This is a genomic window from Pannonibacter sp. CBAS1226 (genome assembly GCF_055685825.1).
The window spans coordinates 428,801-445,275 of sequence record NZ_JBVOUO010000002.1 but is presented as its reverse complement, the minus strand read 5'-3'; the positions used below and the strand labels follow the sequence as shown (position 1 = coordinate 445,275).

Annotated in this window: 13 protein-coding genes; 9 read left to right on the top strand and 4 right to left on the bottom strand. The window is 63.8% G+C overall.

What is annotated here, in order from left to right:
• Window positions 1-24: 24 nt before the first annotated feature.
• Together AC0CMF_RS09045 and AC0CMF_RS09040 are read left to right on the top strand one after the other, a co-directional pair.
• The gene (locus tag AC0CMF_RS09045; protein WP_374628600.1) at window positions 25-258 is read left to right on the top strand and encodes a hypothetical protein; all 234 of its coding nucleotides are present in this window, start codon (window positions 25-27) and stop codon (window positions 256-258) included.
• 69 nt (window positions 259-327) lie between these two features.
• A complete protein-coding gene (locus AC0CMF_RS09040; protein ID WP_050471046.1) occupies window positions 328-1,029 on the top strand; it encodes a helix-turn-helix transcriptional regulator in 702 nt (233 codons plus the stop codon).
• 92 nt (window positions 1,030-1,121) lie between these two features.
• On the opposite strand, the gene AC0CMF_RS09035 is transcribed toward AC0CMF_RS09040, so the two are convergent.
• Window positions 1,122-1,529 (bottom strand): DUF4332 domain-containing protein, encoded by a 408-nt coding sequence (locus AC0CMF_RS09035; protein WP_123195610.1) that lies wholly within the window; start codon window positions 1,527-1,529, stop codon window positions 1,122-1,124.
• Window positions 1,530-1,716: 187 nt separating this feature from the next.
• On the opposite strand from AC0CMF_RS09035, the gene AC0CMF_RS09030 reads away from it, so the two are divergent.
• From AC0CMF_RS09030 to panC, 3 genes are all read left to right on the top strand, one after another.
• The gene (locus tag AC0CMF_RS09030; protein ID WP_122521143.1) at window positions 1,717-3,276 is read left to right on the top strand and encodes a helicase HerA-like domain-containing protein; all 1,560 of its coding nucleotides are present in this window, start codon (window positions 1,717-1,719) and stop codon (window positions 3,274-3,276) included.
• 148 nt (window positions 3,277-3,424) lie between these two features.
• Window positions 3,425-4,264: a 3-methyl-2-oxobutanoate hydroxymethyltransferase gene (gene panB, locus AC0CMF_RS09025; RefSeq protein ID WP_374628599.1), complete on the top strand. Its 840-nt coding sequence runs from the start codon at window positions 3,425-3,427 to the stop codon at window positions 4,262-4,264.
• Complete coding sequence (gene panC, locus AC0CMF_RS09020; RefSeq protein WP_374628597.1) at window positions 4,261-5,115, top strand: pantoate--beta-alanine ligase; 855 nt, start codon at window positions 4,261-4,263, stop codon at window positions 5,113-5,115. Before panB ends, panC begins: the two co-directional genes overlap by 4 nt.
• A gap of 12 nt (window positions 5,116-5,127) precedes the next feature.
• On the opposite strand, the gene AC0CMF_RS09015 is transcribed toward panC, so the two are convergent.
• Window positions 5,128-6,513, bottom strand: coding sequence for a multicopper oxidase family protein (locus AC0CMF_RS09015; RefSeq protein WP_374628596.1), 1,386 nt, complete (start codon window positions 6,511-6,513; stop codon window positions 5,128-5,130).
• Between the two features lie 226 nt (window positions 6,514-6,739).
• Here AC0CMF_RS09015 and AC0CMF_RS09010 point away from each other — a divergent pair, with 226 nt between their 5' ends.
• Window positions 6,740-8,128, top strand: a complete 1,389-nt coding sequence (locus AC0CMF_RS09010) for a dipeptidase (RefSeq protein ID WP_050471042.1) — start codon at window positions 6,740-6,742, stop codon at window positions 8,126-8,128.
• Between the two features lie 45 nt (window positions 8,129-8,173).
• Here the strand turns inward: AC0CMF_RS09010 and AC0CMF_RS09005 are convergent, their stop codons facing one another.
• Both AC0CMF_RS09005 and AC0CMF_RS09000 read right to left on the bottom strand, forming a co-directional pair.
• Window positions 8,174-8,920 carry a YoaK family protein gene (locus AC0CMF_RS09005; protein WP_123193821.1) on the bottom strand — a complete coding sequence of 249 codons (747 nt, stop codon included), beginning with the start codon at window positions 8,918-8,920 and terminating at the stop codon, window positions 8,174-8,176.
• Window positions 8,921-9,550: 630 nt separating this feature from the next.
• Window positions 9,551-11,713 carry a malate synthase G gene (locus tag AC0CMF_RS09000; RefSeq protein WP_374628595.1) on the bottom strand — a complete coding sequence of 721 codons (2,163 nt, stop codon included), beginning with the start codon at window positions 11,711-11,713 and terminating at the stop codon, window positions 9,551-9,553.
• A 339-nt stretch (window positions 11,714-12,052) separates the two neighbouring features.
• Here AC0CMF_RS09000 and AC0CMF_RS08995 point away from each other — a divergent pair, with 339 nt between their 5' ends.
• The 3 genes from AC0CMF_RS08995 (at window position 12,053) to AC0CMF_RS08985 (ending at window position 16,474) form a co-directional block, all read left to right on the top strand.
• Window positions 12,053-12,994 carry a DMT family transporter gene (locus AC0CMF_RS08995; RefSeq protein WP_374628593.1) on the top strand — a complete coding sequence of 314 codons (942 nt, stop codon included), beginning with the start codon at window positions 12,053-12,055 and terminating at the stop codon, window positions 12,992-12,994.
• Between the two features lie 81 nt (window positions 12,995-13,075).
• Entirely contained in the window at window positions 13,076-15,586 is a 2,511-nt protein-coding gene (locus AC0CMF_RS08990; protein ID WP_050471039.1) for a cation:proton antiporter, read from the top strand.
• Window positions 15,587-15,715: 129 nt separating this feature from the next.
• Window positions 15,716-16,474: an SDR family oxidoreductase gene (locus AC0CMF_RS08985; RefSeq protein ID WP_374628592.1), complete on the top strand. Its 759-nt coding sequence runs from the start codon at window positions 15,716-15,718 to the stop codon at window positions 16,472-16,474.
• Window position 16,475 lies beyond the last annotated feature (1 nt).

Sequence of the window (16,475 nt, the reverse complement as noted above, 5' to 3'; positions counted from 1 at the left end):
TTCGCCAACGGACGCAGCGTTATCATGATGATAACCATCCAGCCGCCGTTTGCCCGTCTTTGCCCGATTGTTCCGGCCTCAGCTGCAGATTGGCGGATTTGGCAAAAACTCTGCTCATATTACGGTTGGTATTTTTATGGTTTCTGGGCTAAAAGCAAAGACAAGCTTCCGAGCAAGCAAAACGCTTGTTTCCCGGCAGCCTGCAGACCGGAAACGCTTCCCATCAAAAAACAGCGGACGGCCTGCAGACCCGAATGAGGTCAAACTTCCGGTCACCCGGAAGTATAACAACAAGCGGTTCATGCCGCCTGCAAGTGGATGTGCACAATGATGGATGAAGCTGAACTCAGCACAGAGCTGCGTACCATTTCAGAGTCGAACTCTGCCCAGATTGTCCTTGACGTTCTGGAGACAAATCTCCGTCGCCTGGGTGCGACCCATATTCTCGTCACCGGCCTGCCGATGCCCAAGCGCTCCATCGAGAGCCTTGTTCAGCGCTACCGCTGGCCGGATGCCCGCACCGGTTCGGCTGACAATCCGCCGCTCTCGGCCAATGATGCGGTCCTGTCTCTCGGCCTTGCCTCGGACCGCACCTCGGTCTGGACCGTGTCGGCCGGTGACACACAGCATTCGCGCCTGATGGCTGCGGTTGGAGAAGGCTACCAGATCATCGCGGTGCCGGTGACCGAGTTGCAGCCCTTCCAGGCCTTCGTCTATTGCGCCGGCCCCAGCCTGAAGGCTGACAAATGCTCCCTCGCGGCTATCGAAATGATTGCGGAAGCGGTCTTCGTGAAGCTGCAGGACATGGGCGTCATCACCGCCCAGCGCCCCGGCGCATTGTCCACCCGCGAACGCAAGGTGCTTGAGCTCACCGCCTTCGGCAAGACTGCAGGGGAAATTGCCGAGCTTCTGGATATTTCCCAGCGCACGGTGCACGCCCACCTGCAGAACGCCAGCGTCAAGCTGAACGCCTCCAACAAGACCCATACGGTCGTTGAGGCCCTGCGCTACGGCCAGATCCGCGTCTGAGCGCTGAAGGCTCCCGAACTCCAAGTTTCAAAAGGCCCGCCAGTTGCATCCGGCGGGCCTTTTGTTTTTCAGGCAGCTGCGAAGCTCGGCTGTCAGTATGTGAGGATGGCCGGCAGCTGCTTGGCCTCTTCGATCCAGCGGGCCACCATCGTCTCCGACGGCACCTGGCGGACAAGTTTTTTCACCGCATTCACCTCGGCCATTTTCGCGGTCAGATTTGCGGGCACCCGGTGCTTCAGTTCCTTCACCGTGTCGACACCAGCAGCTTCCAGCAGTTCGGAATATTCCTCTGCAACGCCCCTGATGCGCATCAGATCGGCCATGTTGGCCCATTTCAGGATCCGCTTGTGCTCGATGCCGGTTTCCGCGCCCAGCGCCTCGCGCCCCTTGGGATCCTTGGCACGCTCCAGCAGATCGCCGGTCGTCCGGATGCCCGCCGCGTGAAGCCTTTCTGCATAGACAGGACCGATGCCTTCAATATCAATGACTGGATAAGACATGCGCATTACTCCCTTTAGCTCCCACCGGTCCGGCGCGGCAGCGCCAGCCCCAATCCATTGAAGCCGTTGCGTCAGAAAATGCAATCACCGGTTCCGCAAGATTTTCCGGAAACAGATTTGCCTCTGGACCGCGCCCCTTACGGTGATAGAAATCACCAAGGGACATGACGCCAAAGGACGGGAAAACGTGACGGACAGCATTTTCATTGGCAGCAGCGGCAAGGATGAGGTTCTGAACCTGAAGTTTGCCAACCGGCACGGCCTCATCACCGGGGCCACTGGCACCGGCAAGACGGTGACATTGCAGATCCTGGCGGAGGGCTTTTCCAAGGCCGGCGTCCCGGTCTTCTGTGCCGATGTGAAGGGCGATCTGTCGGGCATTGCCATGCCGGGCGATCCGAAGGACTTCCTGCTGAAGCGGGCAAAGGACATCGGCTTTGCAGACCGCTATGAATTTGAAGGCTTCCCCACCGTCTTCTGGGATCTATTCGGCGAGCAAGGCCATCCGCTCAGGGCAACCATCTCCGAGATCGGGCCGCTGCTTCTGGCCCGGATGCTGGACCTCAACGAAACGCAGGAAGGCGTGCTGAACATCGCCTTTGAACTGGCCGATGACGAGGGCCTGCTGCTGCTGGATCTGAAGGATCTGCGTGCCATGATCGCCCATGTGGGCGAGCGGGCGGCCGAGCTGTCACGCATCTATGGCAATGTCTCCTCCGCCTCCGTCGGTGCCATTCAGCGCGCCCTGCTGGTGCTCGAGCGCGAAGGCGCCGACAAGTTCTTTGGCGAGCCTGCCCTCGACATCCGCGACTTTGCCCGCCAGAGCCGCGACGGGCTCGGCACCATCAACATTCTGGCCGCCGACCGGCTGATGCACTCGCCCCGGCTCTATGCCACCTTCCTGCTGTGGATGCTGTCGGAGCTGTTCGAGGAGCTGCCCGAGGTGGGCGATCCGGAAAAGCCGAAGCTGGTCTTCTTCTTCGACGAGGCGCATCTTCTGTTCACCGGCGCGCCCAAGGCGCTGCTGCAGAAGGTGGAACAGGTGGTGCGCCTGATCCGCTCCAAGGGCGTGGGCGTCTATTTCGTCACCCAGAATCCGATGGACGTGCCCGAAACGGTGCTGGCGCAGCTTGGCAACCGGGTGCAGCACGCCCTGCGCGCCTTCACCCCGCGCGAGCAGAAGGCCGTGCGTGCGGCCGCTGAAACCTTTCGCCCCAACCCGAACCTTGATACAAGCAGCGTCATCATGGAAATGGGCGTCGGCGAGGCTCTGGTTTCGACGCTGGAAGGCAAGGGCGTGCCCTCTGTCGTGCAGCGCACGCTCATCCGCCCCCCTTCCTCCCGCCTTGGCCCCATCAGCGCGGCAGAGCGGCGCGACTGCATCCAGTCCAGCCCCCTCTTCGGCCTTTATGACCGCGCCCGTGACCGGGAGTCCGCCTATGAAATGCTGACCGAGCGGGCACGCGATCAGGCCCGTGTGGAAGAGCGCCAGAGGACGGAAGACCTGCGCACCGGCGCCTATGACCGGGAAGAGCCTGTCCACCGCACGCGCACCGGCTTTCAGCTGCCGGATTTCGGCCGCGACGACCGGCCCCGGCAGGACAGCCAGACCCAGCGGCGGCAGCGGGCCTCTTCCCGCGACACTGCACTGGAAGCAGGCATGAAATCCGCCGCCCGCAGCCTTGGTTCCTCGCTGGGCCGGGCGCTGGTGCGCGGTGTTCTGGGCTCGCTCAAGCGGGGCTTCTGAGCCCTGCTTCACTACTGCGGCGCACAATTCACTTCGCAGGCGCAAGAAAATATGCCAATGACGCAGGCCATGCGCAACGCATCGGCCTGCGGCGGCCCCGCCCGGACCTTCCGGCAGTCTCCGCCATCAGGCCTCTGGGAGGAACTGCATGAGCGCTTCGGCTTCCATCAGCGGCCTGACGCCGCCCGAGATCAAGGCCCGCAAGGGCGGCACACCGCTGGTGTGCCTCACCGCCTACACCACCCCCGTCGCCCGCATTGCCGACACCGCCTGTGACGTGGTTCTGGTGGGCGACAGCGTCGGCATGGTGCTGCATGGCCTGCCCTCTACCCTCGGCGTCACCATGGAGATGATGGTCCTGCATGGCCAGGCCGTCCGGCGCGGCGTCGAAAAGGCCCTGCTCGTCATCGACATGCCTTTCGGCTCTTATGAGGAGAGCCCCGAACAGGCCTTCCGCAATGCTGCCAGGCTGATGCGCGAAACGGGCGCAGGCGCGGTCAAGCTTGAGGGCGGCGAGACAATGGCGCAGACCATCGCCTTCCTCACCCGGCGCGGCATTCCCGTCATGGCCCACATCGGCCTGACGCCGCAGGCGGTCAACGCTTTTGGCGGCTACAAGGTGCAGGGACGGGGCGAGGATGGGGCTCGCATTCTGGCCGATGCCCATGCGGTGGCGCAGGCCGGCGCCTTTTCGGTGGTGCTGGAAAAAGTGCCGGACAGCCTCGCGCGCCAGATCACACAGGAGCTTGCCATTCCCACCATCGGCATCGGCGCCTCGGTGGATTGCGACGGGCAGATCCTCGTCATCGACGACATGCTCGGCATGTTCACCGCCTTCCGCCCCCGCTTCGTCAAGCGCTACGCCGAACTGGGCGACACGGCTGAAGCCGCCGTTGCCGCCTATGCCGAAGAGGTGCGCACCCGCAGCTTCCCCGGTCCCGAACATGTCTTCGCCGATGCGCCGCGCTCCAAGGGAGAAAAAGCATGAGCCTTGAGACGATCAACCGCCTTGCCGCCCTGCGTGCCCGCACTGCCGGCTGGCGGCGCGAGGGGCTGACCATTGGCGTGGTGCCGACCATGGGCGCGCTGCATGACGGCCATCTCAGCCTTGTGCGCACCGCCCTCACCCGCACGGACCGGGTGATCGTCACTCTCTTCGTCAACCCGAAGCAGTTCAACAACGCAGCGGATCTCGCCGCCTACCCGCGCACGGTCGAAAGCGATGCGGCCAAGCTCGCTCCGCTCGGCACCCATGTGCTCTATGCGCCGGAAGTGGAAGAGATCTATCCCGACGGCTTTGCCACCAATGTCTCCGTCAGCGGCGTCAGCGAAGGTCTGTGCGGCGCGCACCGGCCGGGGCACTTCGATGGCGTCGCAACGGTCGTCAGCAAGCTTCTGCTGCAGACCGGCGCAGACCTTGCCTTCTTCGGCGAGAAGGACTTCCAGCAGCTGCAAGTGGTCAAGCGCATGGTGCGCGATCTCGACATACCGGTCGAGATCGTCCCCTGCCCGACGGTGCGCGAGGCGGATGGCCTCGCCATGTCATCCCGCAATGTGCGCCTGTCAGCGCAGGCCCGCAGCACGGCAACGGCCCTGCCCGCTGTCCTCTTCGCCGCCGCAGAGCGCCTGTCCGGCGGCGAAGCGGCAGAGCCTGTTCTGGCAGACGCCCGCGCCGCCATTGCCGCTGCCGGATTTGGCGACCTTGAATATCTGGAACTGCGCGCCGAAAGCGACCTGACGCCCCTGTCCCGCGCCGACCGCCCCGCCCGCCTCCTCGCCGCCGTCTGGCTCGACGGCGTGCGGCTCATCGACAATGTGGAGGTGATGCCGAGGGGGTGAGCTGCCCTTTCGTCACGCCTCAACGGAAATATAGCCCGTCAGTCCGGTCTTCTGGTGTTCGATGACATGGCAGTGGAAGGCCCAGTTGCCGGGGTTGTCGGCCACAAGGCCAACCTCGATGGTTTCCTGCGCCATCAGCAGCGCCGTATCGGTCACCAGCGGCGGCAGCTCGCGCTTGTTGGAGCGCAGCAACTGGAAGGACAGGCCGTGCAGATGGATGGGGTGGTCGTTCTGCGTTTCGTTGCGCAGGCGCAGCACATAGGACCGGCCCTTGCGCAGCACCGCCAGCGGATCGACCGGCCCCGGCGCGTCCCCTTGCCAGGCCACCCGGTTGATCGACCAGAAGTTCAGCCCCAGCGTGCCGCAGATGCTGGGCTGCGGCGCGGTGCCATCCGGCGTCCAGCCGAAGACGAAGTCGATTGTCTCCGCAGATGCCAGATCCGGCAGCAGCACGGGATTGGCGGGCAACGGCTTCAGCTCCGCCAGACTGCGCTTAAGGCTCTGCCCTTGCGCCTTCAGCCGGGCCATCACGCGCGGCCCCTTCTGGGTGGCCAGCGTCACCTGCACTTCCTGCCCTTCCCCATCCGGCATGCGCAGCGCCACATCAGCGCGCTGGCCGGGGGCAAGCAGAATGCTGTCTGCGGGAAGAGAAGCCGCCAGCGGGTTGGAATCGAGCGCAATCACCCGCGCCTCGCCGCCTGAAACAGCAAAGGTTCCAACGCGCGTCACATCCGTCATGATCAGGCGCAGCCGCACAAGCCCGCCAGCCGGGGCCTCATAGACGGGCTCTTCCTGCCAGTTTGCCGTGGAAACCGTGCCCAGCGTGCCGCCTCTGGCCGCGTTGCGCAGCTTATAGAACTCGATGAACTGCCCGTCGCTGCCCAGCCGGAAATCGCGCAGGTTCAGCGGCAGGTCTAGATCAAAACCGGGATCTTCCGCCTCTTCCACGATCAGCGTGCCCGTCAACCCTCTGGCCATCTGCTCCAGCGTGTTGCAATGGGGGTGATACCAGAAGGTGCCCGCATCCGGCGCGGTCAGCTCGTAACGGAAGCTCTGCCCCGGCTCGATGGGGTCCTGCGTCAGATAGGGCACGCCGTCCATGGCATTGGCGATACGCAGGCCATGCCAATGCACCACGGAGGCTTCTTCCAGCTGGTTCTGCACATCGACAATGAAGGGCTGCCCCTGCTTCAGCCGCAGCACGGGCGGCACGCCCGTCTCACCGAAACCCATCATGCCGCGGGTAACGATGCCGGGGCGCAATTCATGCTCGCAAGGGCGGATCGGCAGCACGAAATCCGCCGCCTTTGCCCGGCTTGCGGCAAGACCACCCGCCCCGAAGGCCGCAAGGCTTGCGGCTGTCCCGGTCAGGAATTCGCGGCGGGAGATGGAGAACATGAGTTTTTCCTTCAGCTTGTGCCGGCGATCCTAGCACCGGCACGGCCAGATGCAATTTGGCAGGAAGGAACGGATTGACGCAGGGCGCAGCCAACTGTGTCCTTTGTCCGCAGCACACTTGCCCCGCTGGTCCGATGCCGCCATTGTGGCGCAACCGGAGCAAGGCCCATGCCTTCGCCCCCCGCCTTTTGCCCCGTGATGGCAGACATACCCCAGGAGCCTCTTCATGAGCCAGATCGACAAGGTTCTCGCCCGCATTGACGCGGATCTCGACAACGCCCTTGCGCGCCTCTTCGACCTTATCAAGATCCCCAGTATCTCCACCGACCCGTCCTACAAGGCCGATTGCCGCAAGGCGGCCGAGTGGCTGGCGGCTGAGCTGACCGGCATCGGCATTCCCGCAAGCGTGCGCGACACGGCGGGCCATCCGATGGTCGTCGGCCACCGCAAGTCCGGCAAGCCCGGCCCGCATGTGCTGTTCTACGGTCACTATGACGTGCAGCCGGTCGATCCGCTGAACCTTTGGGAGACCGATCCCTTCGAGCCGCGCATTGTCACCCGCGCCGATGGCTCGAAGATGATCGTTGCGCGCGGTGCCGCCGACGACAAGGGCCAGCTGATGACCTTCGTCGAAGCCGCTCGCGCCTATATCGCCGAAACCGGCGATCTGCCGGTGGATGTCTCCATCCTGTTCGAGGGCGAGGAAGAATCCGGCTCGCCCTCGCTGCACCCGTTCCTCGAAGCCAACAAGGACGAACTCTCCTGCGACCTCGCGCTTGTCTGCGACACGGGCATGTGGGACCGGGACACCCCGGCCATTGCCCTGATGCTGCGCGGCATGGTGGGGGACGAGATCATCGTCAAGGCCGCCGCCCGTGACCTGCACTCGGGCAGCTACGGCGGCTCGGCACAGAACCCGAACCATATCGTCGCCAGCATCATTGCGGGCCTGCATGACGAAAATGGCCGCATCACCCTGCCCGGCTTCTATGACGGCGTGCATGACCTGCCGGAGAGCCTCGCCGCCATGTGGTCGAAGCTCGACTTCTCGGCAGAGGAATTCCTCGGCGAGATCGGCCTCAAGTATCCGCGCGGCGAAAAGGGCCGCTTGCCGCTGGAGCACATCTGGACCCGCCCGACCGCCGAAGTGAACGGCATGTGGGGTGGCTATCAGGGGCCCGGCTCCAAGACGGTGATCCCGGCCGAAGCCCATGCCAAGTTCACCTTCCGCCTCGTCGGCGATCAGGATCCGGAAAAGGTGCGCGAGGCCTTCCGCGCCTATGTACGCTCCAAGATCCCGGCGGACTGCACGGTGGACTTCATCGCCAAGGACGGCAGCCCGGCCATTTCCCTCAACCCGGATATGCCGGCCATCGCCAAGGGTCAGGCCGCGCTGAAGGCAGAATGGGGCAAGGAAGCCGCCCTCATCGGCATGGGCGGCTCCATTCCGATCGTCGGCGACTTCAAGCGCATGCTCGGCATGGACAGCATGCTGATCGGCTTTGGTCTTGATGACGACCAGATCCACTCGCCGAATGAGAAATACGAGCTGAAGAGCTTCCACAAGGGCATCCGCTCCTGGGCCCGCGTGCTGGAAGAGCTGGCCAAGGCCTGATCAGACGCCTTCTGCCTGACCGTTCCGGACAATGCTCCGGAGCGGTCAGGCCCCGGCGCCCGAGGCGCCGTTCTGGCGGCTGCGCTTGCGCACATGGAAGATGGCCCGCGTGGCAATGAGGCTGAGCGCGCCGGAGCAGATGAACAAGAGCCCCGCCCCGATCTCCCGGTAGACGAGAACACCCGCCACGCCTCCGGCGAGGAACGACAGGATCGTCGCGCCATGCAGGCGCAGCTTGGCCATGTTGTGGGCTGCGTCCGTCTGCGTATCGCGCCCGCGCGCAATATCAACGGCAACGCCGATCTCGATGCCGATATCCGTCGCCATGCCGGAGACATGCGTCGTGCGCACCCGCGCATCGGAAATGCGGGTCACCGTGGCATTCTGCAGCCCCATGAGGAAGGCAAGGCCCAGCACCAGCACCGTGCTGCGCCATTCCGCCAGCAGCCACAGGTCCGCCGCCGCCAGCGCCGCCAGCAGAACGGCCTCACTGAAGATGCTGTAGGCATAGATGCCGATATTGCCTCTGCGGCGCCCGGCGCTGATCATCAGAGCGGACACGGCAGCACCGGCGATAAACACCACGACGATCGTCAGAAAAAACAAGGCCGGCAGCCAGTTGCCCTCAGCCGCCTTGTCGGAGAACAGCGAGACATTGCCCGTCATGTTGGCCGAGAAGAAGCCGACAGCGTAAAAAGCTGCCGCATTCAGCGCACCTGAAATCGCGGCAAGCGAGCAGGCCAGCGCCAGATCGATCCGTTCGTTGCGGGCAAGCCCTTCCGCAATCAGCATGGTGACAGCCCTGCTCCCATCCGCAACACCCCATTTGCGGCAAGGCTACAGCGGGCACAGCAGAACGCAAGGTACTATACCCGTCAGATGGCAAAACACCGGGTGGACCCGCAAAAGAAAACGGCAACCCCGCTGCCGCAGCTGCAAGGTTGCCTTCTTCAAACAGTTGACCAGCCCAAGACGGACAGGCAGCGCGGTCTCCCCAGTCTCCAGAACAGGCGCAAGCCTGAATGGGACTGGAAACAAGCACTTTCCGTCCAGTCTCCCCGGCTGCTGGCCTCGCAACCGGGGCCCGGTACCGGGAGCCTTCTGGCTCTTCTCGCACCGGTGGTACAGCGTCGATGGGGCGCGTTATGCGTTCTGTACTAACGCCAAGGTATGCTTGTCCCTTTGCGCTTTCAAGCCGAATGAGAAGCACGCAGAAAACTTGTCTAGATGAATCCCACCAAAGTCTTACAATGTTTGATGAAAACGTTCCAAGACGCACCAAAACGATACAACCGCCCTACACGCTTACGGGATGGACGAACAAGTATCGAGAATCACAGCTCATTTCAGCGGCTTCACCCCCATGAGAAAAGGCGCAGGCAACCGCTGCCTGCGCCTCCTGCTTTTCCCATGCTGCCGGTCTCAGCCGCGCTGGCGGGCCTTGGCCTCGCGGCGGCGGGCGTGCAGCACCGGCTCGGTGTAGCCATTGGGCTGCTCAACGCCCTTGAACACCAGATCGCAGGCCGCCTGGAACGCGACGGAACCGTCGAAATCTGCGGCCATCGGCTGATAGGCCGGATCACCGGTGTTCTGCCTGTCCACCACAGCAGCCATGCGCTTCATGGTTTCCATCACCTGTTCGCGTGAGCAGACGCCATGGCGCAGCCAGTTGGCGATATGCTGCGAGGAGATACGCAGCGTCGCCCGGTCCTCCATCAGCCCGACATTGTGAATGTCCGGGACCTTGGAGCAGCCGATGCCCTGATCCACCCAGCGCACCACATAGCCAAGGATGCCCTGGGCATTGTTGTCTAGCTCGGCCTGAATGTCTTCCGCACTCCAGTTCGTCCGAGTGGCCACCGGGATGGAGAGAATGTCCTTCAGCTTTGCCTTCGGGCGGCTCTTCAGCTCCTCTTGGCGGGCGGCGACGCTGACCTTGTGGTAATGCAGCGCATGCAGTGCGGCAGCGGTAGGCGACGGCACCCAGGCGGTGTTGGCGCCGGCCATCGGGTGGCCGATCTTCTGCTCGATCATCGCCTTCATCAGGTCCGGCATGGCCCACATGCCCTTGCCGATCTGCGCATGGCCCGGCAACCCGCAGGCAAGACCCACATCAACGTTGTTTGCCTCATAGGCCGAGATCCATGCGGCGGCCTTCATGTCGCCCTTGCGGATCATCGGCCCGGCCTCCATCGAGGTGTGCATCTCGTCGCCCGTGCGGTCGAGGAAGCCGGTGTTGATGAAGAACACCCGGTCCTTCGCAGCGCGGATGCACTCCTTCAGGTTCACCGTGGTACGCCGCTCCTCGTCCATGATGCCCATCTTCAGCGTGTTGCGGGCCATGCCCAGCACGTCCTCGATGCGCGCAAACAGCGTATCGGCAAAGGCCACCTCTTCCGGCCCGTGCATCTTCGGCTTGACGATATAGACCGAGCCCGCCCGGCTGTTGGCGCGCCGGCCCTTCGGCCCAATGTCATGCAGCGCGATGGCCGCTGTCACCATGCCGTCGAGAATGCCTTCCGGCACCTCGTTGCCCTCCGCATCCAGCACCGCATCGATGGTCATCAGATGCCCGACATTGCGCACCAGCATCAGCGAGCGGCCATGCAGCGTGAAGGTGTCTCCTCGCGGCGACAGATAGGTCCGGTCGCCGTTGAGGCGGCGGGTCATTTGGCGCCCGCCCTTCTCGAACGTATCTTCCAGATCGCCCTTCATCAGGCCCAGCCAGTTGGCATAGACCGTCACCTTGTCTTCCGCATCAACCGCAGCAACGGAATCCTCGCAGTCCATGATGGTGGACAGCGCCGCCTCCACCACGACATCGGCGATGCCCGCCTTGTCCGTGGCGCCGATCCGGTGGGTGCGGTCCCGCAGGATTTCCAGATGCAGGCCGTTGCGGCGCAGCAGCACCTTCTCCGGATCCTGAGCCCCGCCCGTGTAACCGGCGAACTGCTCCGGCTCGGCAAGCCCGGTCTTGCCGGACATGAGCGAACAGACCAGCGCCCCGCCTTCAACGGCAAGCCCGGTCACCTGCGACCAGGAGCCTTCGGCCAGAGGCGCCGCCTCATCCAGCACCTTGCGGGCATAGGCAATCACCTGCGCCCCGCGCGCTTCGTCATAGCCACCGCCTGCCGGTGGCGTGCCCATGGCGTCGGTGCCATACAGCGCATCATAGAGCGAGCCCCAGCGGGCATTGGCCGCATTCAGCGCATAGCGCGCATTCATTACCGGCACCACGAGCTGCGGCCCGGCGACTTCGCCGATTTCCGGGTCCACATTCTGCGTGCCAACCGCAAAATCCGCGCCTTCCGGCACCAGATAGCCGAGCTCCGTCAGGAAAGCCTTGTAGGCCTCCATGTCCGGCGCGCCCGGATTGGCCCGGTGCCAGGCATCAATGGCGGCCTGCAGCCCGTCGCGCTTTTCAAGGAGGGCCCGGTTCACCGGCGCCAGATCCGCCAGGATCTTCGCAAAGCCGCTCCAGAACACCTGCGGACTGATGCCAGTACCCGGCAGGGCCTGATCATTCACGAAGTCATGAAGCGCGCGCGCAATCTTCAGGCCATCGATTTCAATCCGTTCCGTCATGTCCAGCTCCCGGCAACTGCCCTGTGCAAACACCTCTCGCGGCAGATACCGCCGCATCATGCCCGCACTCTCTCCGCGAGCAGGCTTTGCGTCAATCCAACGAAATCCCACATGACCTTTTCCCTGAGGGAACAAATCAAATCTCCCGGCTCCCTTTGAGAAAGGGAGCCGGGCCTGATGCAGACGCAAGGCAGAGAGGAATTTTCAGGCAGGGCCGCTTGCCAGCAGTGGATCAGCCGTGCAACTTCTTTGGGCACACCGCGCAACGTCCGACCTTCCAGCCAGAAGCGCCTGCAGGCGCCGGAGCCTCCTTTCGGGGGCGTCCGTCATGGAGCCATCATGATACAGCCGCTTTCACGCCTCCTGCGGAGCGCCTATGACCGTCCCGTTCTCATGCTGATGCTGGCGACACTGGCCTGGGGCGGCAATTCGGTGGCAGGCAAAATGGCGATTGGCGAAGTGTCACCGATGGTGATCGTGTTCCTGCGGTGGGCCATCGTCGGCAGCATTGTGCTTGTGACCATGCGCAAGGGCATCACCGCCCACTGGCCGCAGATGCGCCCCTATTTCCTGCATCTGACGCTGATGGCCCTCTTCGGCTTCGTGGGCTTCAACATGCTGTTCTACATTGCCGCCCATTCAACGTCGGCAGTCAATCTCGGCATCATCCAGGGCGCCATGCCCGCCCTTGTGCTCATCGGCGCAGTGATTGCCTTCGGCACACGGGTGGTGGCGCTGCAGGTTGCCGGGATCTTTGTCACCATGACGGGCGTCGCTCTGGTGGCGGCCAAGGGGGATCTGAGCAATCTGGCGGCACTGGAGATCAACATGGGCGACGGCATCATGCTGATCGCCTGCGTCTTTTATGCAGGCTACACGCTCGCCCTGCGCAACCGTCCGCTCGTGCCGGGCGCCATCTTCTTCGGCGTCATGGCACTCATTTCCGCCGCCGCCTCCGTTCCGCCGGTGATCTATGAGGTGATGGCCGGAAATGCCCTGTGGCCGACGCCCAAGGGCTGGCTGATCGTGCTGTTCATCGCCGTCTTTCCGTCCTTCCTGTCGCAGATCTTCTTCATGCGCGGCGTGGAGCTGATCGGCCCGGCGCGGGCGGGCATCTTCATCAATCTGGTGCCCATCTTCGGCGCCATTCTGGCCGTGCTGATCCTGAGCGAGCCTTTCCACCTCTACCACGCCCTTGCGCTGGGTCTGGTGTTCACCGGCATCTGGCTGTCCGAGCGGCGGAAGGCACCGGAGGCCGCCTCTGCGTCAGGTGAGGGCTAAGCACATAAAAAAACTGCTTTCAAAGCAGCTTGGCAGAGAATTTTAACCACATTTTGCCACATCGCCCGCCAAGATAGGCACATGCACACTCCTGTCGTCATCGCGGCCTTCGCCAGCCTCCTTGTTGTCATTGCCCTGCTGCAGCCTCTGGCGCGGCGGCTTGACCTTGCGCCCAGCGTTCTCATTGCCGCGGTGGGCGCCATGATCGGCGTTCTCGCGGCCTATCTGCTCTATACGCCGCGGACCGACACCTTCAACGCGCTGGCCTATGTCTTCGTCGATCCGCCGATCGATTCCGAGACGGTGCTCTACATTTTCCTGCCGCTGCTGCTCTTCCAGACGACGCTGACGCTGGACGTGCGGCGGATCCTGGAAGACTGGGTTCCGATCCTGCTGCTGGCAGTCATCGCCGTGCTGGTGGCCACCGCGATCATCGGCTTTGCATTGTTCCCGCTGGCGGGCGTTTCCCTGGTGGCCTGCCTGCTGCTGGGTGCCATCGTCGCCACCACAGACCCCGTGGCCGTTGTCTCCATCTTCCGCGACATCGGCGCTCCGGGGCGCCTCGGACGCCTCGTTGAAGGCGAAAGCCTGCTGAATGACGCCGCCGCCATCGTGCTCTTCGTCATTCTGCTGGGCATGCTGACCGGTGCGCAGACCCCCGAGCCGATGGCAGCTGTCGTCACCTTCTTCCGCTCCTTCATCGGCGGCATCCTTCTGGGCCTCGTTGCGGGGCGCGGAGCGGTGGCCCTCCTGCCGATGATGCGGGAGAACAAGCTGGCGCAGGTCACCTTCTCCGTCGCCCTGCCCTATCTCGTCTACGTGGTCAGCGAGCAGCTGGCGGATGTTTCGGCCGTAGTCGCCGTGGTCGCCAGCGGCATCGTCTTCAATCTCTACGGCCCGGCCCGCATCACCCCGGATGCCTGGTCCTATCTGCATGATGTGTGGGAGCAGATCGCCTTCTGGGCCAGTTCCCTCATCTTCGTGCTTGCCTCGATCCTGATCCCCGAGCTGCTGACAGGCTTCCGCATGCTGGACGCCCTGCTGCTGGTCGTTCTCATCGTTGCCGCCCTTGCCGCACGCGCCGTGGTCATATTCGGGATCATGCCACTGCTTGAGGTGATGAAACTCAGCGAACCGGTCAATACACGCTACAAGACCGTCATTCTCTGGGGCGGCATGCGCGGTGCGGTGACGCTGATCCTTGCCCTGTCCATCACCGAGCACCGGACCCTGCCGGATGATGTGCAGCGCTTCGTGGCCGTTCTGGCGACCAGCTTCGTGCTCTTCACCCTGCTGATCTACGGCACCACGCTGAAGCCGCTGATCAAGATCCTGAAGCTCAACACCCTGTCGCCGCTGGATCAGGCGCTGCGGCACCAGTTCCAGGCGCTTGCCCTTTCGGATGTGCGGGACGAGGTGGACGAGGCCGCGCACGCCTATTCCATTTCGGATGCCATCGCCCGCAAGGTCAGCGATGACTATGCGGCGCGTTCGGCGGAAGCGGCGGAGATCAATGCCTTTGCCGAAGACATCATGGACCGTGAACGCGTGCTGCTGGGCCTCATCGCCCTTGCCGACCGCGAGCGCGTTCTGGTGCTGCGCCATTTCCGCGAAGGCACGGTTTCCAACCGTACCATCACCAGCCATCTGGCTCTTGTCGGCCGGATCGCCGATCAGGCACGCACCAAGGGCCGGACCGGCTACAACCGCTCGGCCCGGCGGATCGTCTCTTTCGGCAAGCTGTTCCGCCTCGCCCAGTGGACCCAGCGCTGGCTGAAGATCGACCTGCCGCTGCGCATCGTCGTGGCCGACCGTTTCGAGCGGCTGCTGCTGACCCGCATCGTCCTGAACGAATTGATCGAGTTCAACAGCAACCGCATCAAGCCGCTCCTGGGCGACCGTGTGGCTTCGATCCTGCACGAAACCCTCGACATCCGCCGCGAGGATATCGTCCAGGGGCTGGATGCCATGCGCCTGCAATATCCCGATTATGCCGATGCGCTGGAGCTGGACTTCCTGCGCCGCACCGGCCAGCGTTTCGAGGAGGCGGCCTATTCCGACGCCTATACCCAGACACTGATCGGCACCGAGCTGTACAACGACCTCAAGCACGAGCTGGCCCAGCGCCGCACCACGGGCGGCGGCCGCCCGCGTCTGGACCTTGGCCTGAAGACGCGCGATCTCGTTGCCCAGAACCCGTTCTTCTCCGGGCTGAAGGATGCCGAGCGTGAGGAAATCGTCCGGCTGATGCGCCCGCGCTTTGCAACGCCCGGCGAATACATTATCCGCAAGGGCGAGAAAGGCGACGCCGCCTATTTCATCTCATCGGGAGCCGCAGAGGTGCGGACCGCCTTCGGCACTCATGCTGTCGGACGTGGTGACGTGGTGGGCGAAATCGCCCTTCTGACCGGCCAGCCGCGCAGTGCCGATGTGGTCGCCCTTGGCTATTGCAATCTGCTGGTGCTCTCGGCCACCGATTTCCGTGCGTTGATGAAGCGTTCGGCGGATCTGCGCGCCCACGTGGAGCATCTGGCCCAGGTCCGCCTCGGCATGAACCAGGCAGATGCGGCAGCGCTTGCCACGCCGGAATAGCTTTCCCTTGTTGCAGAACACTTTTGCCGCCTTCCGGTCTTGCCGGAGGGCGGACCTGCGGGCTAGCTTGCAGCCGGAGTTGTCAGACAACATGGCCGCACAGGCTTGTGGCCGTATGGGAGATGTTTCATGGATTTCACCGGCAAGACCGTTCTCGTCACCGGCGCAAGCTCCGGCATTGGCCGTGCCACCGCCATTGCCTTCCTGAAGGCCGGCGCGAATGTGGTTCTCACCGGCCGCCGGGAGGATGCCTTGGCGGACACGCTCGCCCGCTCGAGTGCTGCCGCTGACAAGGCGCTGATCCTTGCCGGAGACGTAAGCACCGAAAGCTTCACCGATGGTCTCTTTGCCCGTCTGGGCGAGCGGTTCGGCCGTCTGGACGTGGTGTTCAACAACGCCGGCATCAGCCTGCCCTCGACGCTGATCGACGACATGAAGCCGGAGGACTTCCGCAAGGTGCTGGACGTGAACGTCTACGGCGCTTTCCTCATCGCCCGTGGCGCCTTCGGCATGATGCGCCGCCAGTCGCCGCAGGGCGGGCGCATCATCAACAACGGCTCCATCTCCGCCGCCGTGCCGCGTCCGGGTTCTGTTGCCTACACCGCGTCCAAGCATGCCATCACCGGCCTCACCCGCACCCTTTCGCTCGACGGGCGGCCCTTCTCCATCGCCTGCGGCCAGATCGACATCGGCAACGCCGCCTCGGACATGACGGAAGTGATGCAGAAAGGCGTGCCGCAGGCCAATGGCACCATCGCCCCGGAACCGGTGATGGACGTCGCCCACGTCGCCAACTCGGTGCTGCATATGGCCAGCCTGCCGCTGGAGGCCAATGTCCAGTTCATGACCGTGATGGCCACAAATATGCCCTTCATCGGCCGCGGCTGAT

What these genes read in the sequence shown, in the direction of transcription:
- panB (WP_374628599.1), top strand. Translation starts at nt 3,425, where the DNA reads ATGAGCGCTTCGGCTTCCATCAGCGGCCTGACGCCGCCCGAGATCAAG.
- AC0CMF_RS08985 (WP_374628592.1), top strand. Translation starts at nt 15,716, where the DNA reads ATGGATTTCACCGGCAAGACCGTTCTCGTCACCGGCGCAAGCTCCGGC.
- AC0CMF_RS09040 (WP_050471046.1), top strand. Translation starts at nt 328, where the DNA reads ATGATGGATGAAGCTGAACTCAGCACAGAGCTGCGTACCATTTCAGAG.
- AC0CMF_RS09005 (WP_123193821.1), bottom strand. Translation starts at nt 8,920, where the DNA reads ATGCTGATTGCGGAAGGGCTTGCCCGCAACGAACGGATCGATCTGGCG.
- panC (WP_374628597.1), top strand. Translation starts at nt 4,261, where the DNA reads ATGAGCCTTGAGACGATCAACCGCCTTGCCGCCCTGCGTGCCCGCACT.
- AC0CMF_RS09010 (WP_050471042.1), top strand. Translation starts at nt 6,740, where the DNA reads ATGAGCCAGATCGACAAGGTTCTCGCCCGCATTGACGCGGATCTCGAC.
- AC0CMF_RS08990 (WP_050471039.1), top strand. Translation starts at nt 13,076, where the DNA reads ATGCACACTCCTGTCGTCATCGCGGCCTTCGCCAGCCTCCTTGTTGTC.
- AC0CMF_RS09045 (WP_374628600.1), top strand. Translation starts at nt 25, where the DNA reads ATGATGATAACCATCCAGCCGCCGTTTGCCCGTCTTTGCCCGATTGTT.
- AC0CMF_RS08995 (WP_374628593.1), top strand. Translation starts at nt 12,053, where the DNA reads ATGATACAGCCGCTTTCACGCCTCCTGCGGAGCGCCTATGACCGTCCC.
- AC0CMF_RS09035 (WP_123195610.1), bottom strand. Translation starts at nt 1,529, where the DNA reads ATGTCTTATCCAGTCATTGATATTGAAGGCATCGGTCCTGTCTATGCA.
- AC0CMF_RS09000 (WP_374628595.1), bottom strand. Translation starts at nt 11,713, where the DNA reads ATGACGGAACGGATTGAAATCGATGGCCTGAAGATTGCGCGCGCGCTT.
- AC0CMF_RS09015 (WP_374628596.1), bottom strand. Translation starts at nt 6,513, where the DNA reads ATGTTCTCCATCTCCCGCCGCGAATTCCTGACCGGGACAGCCGCAAGC.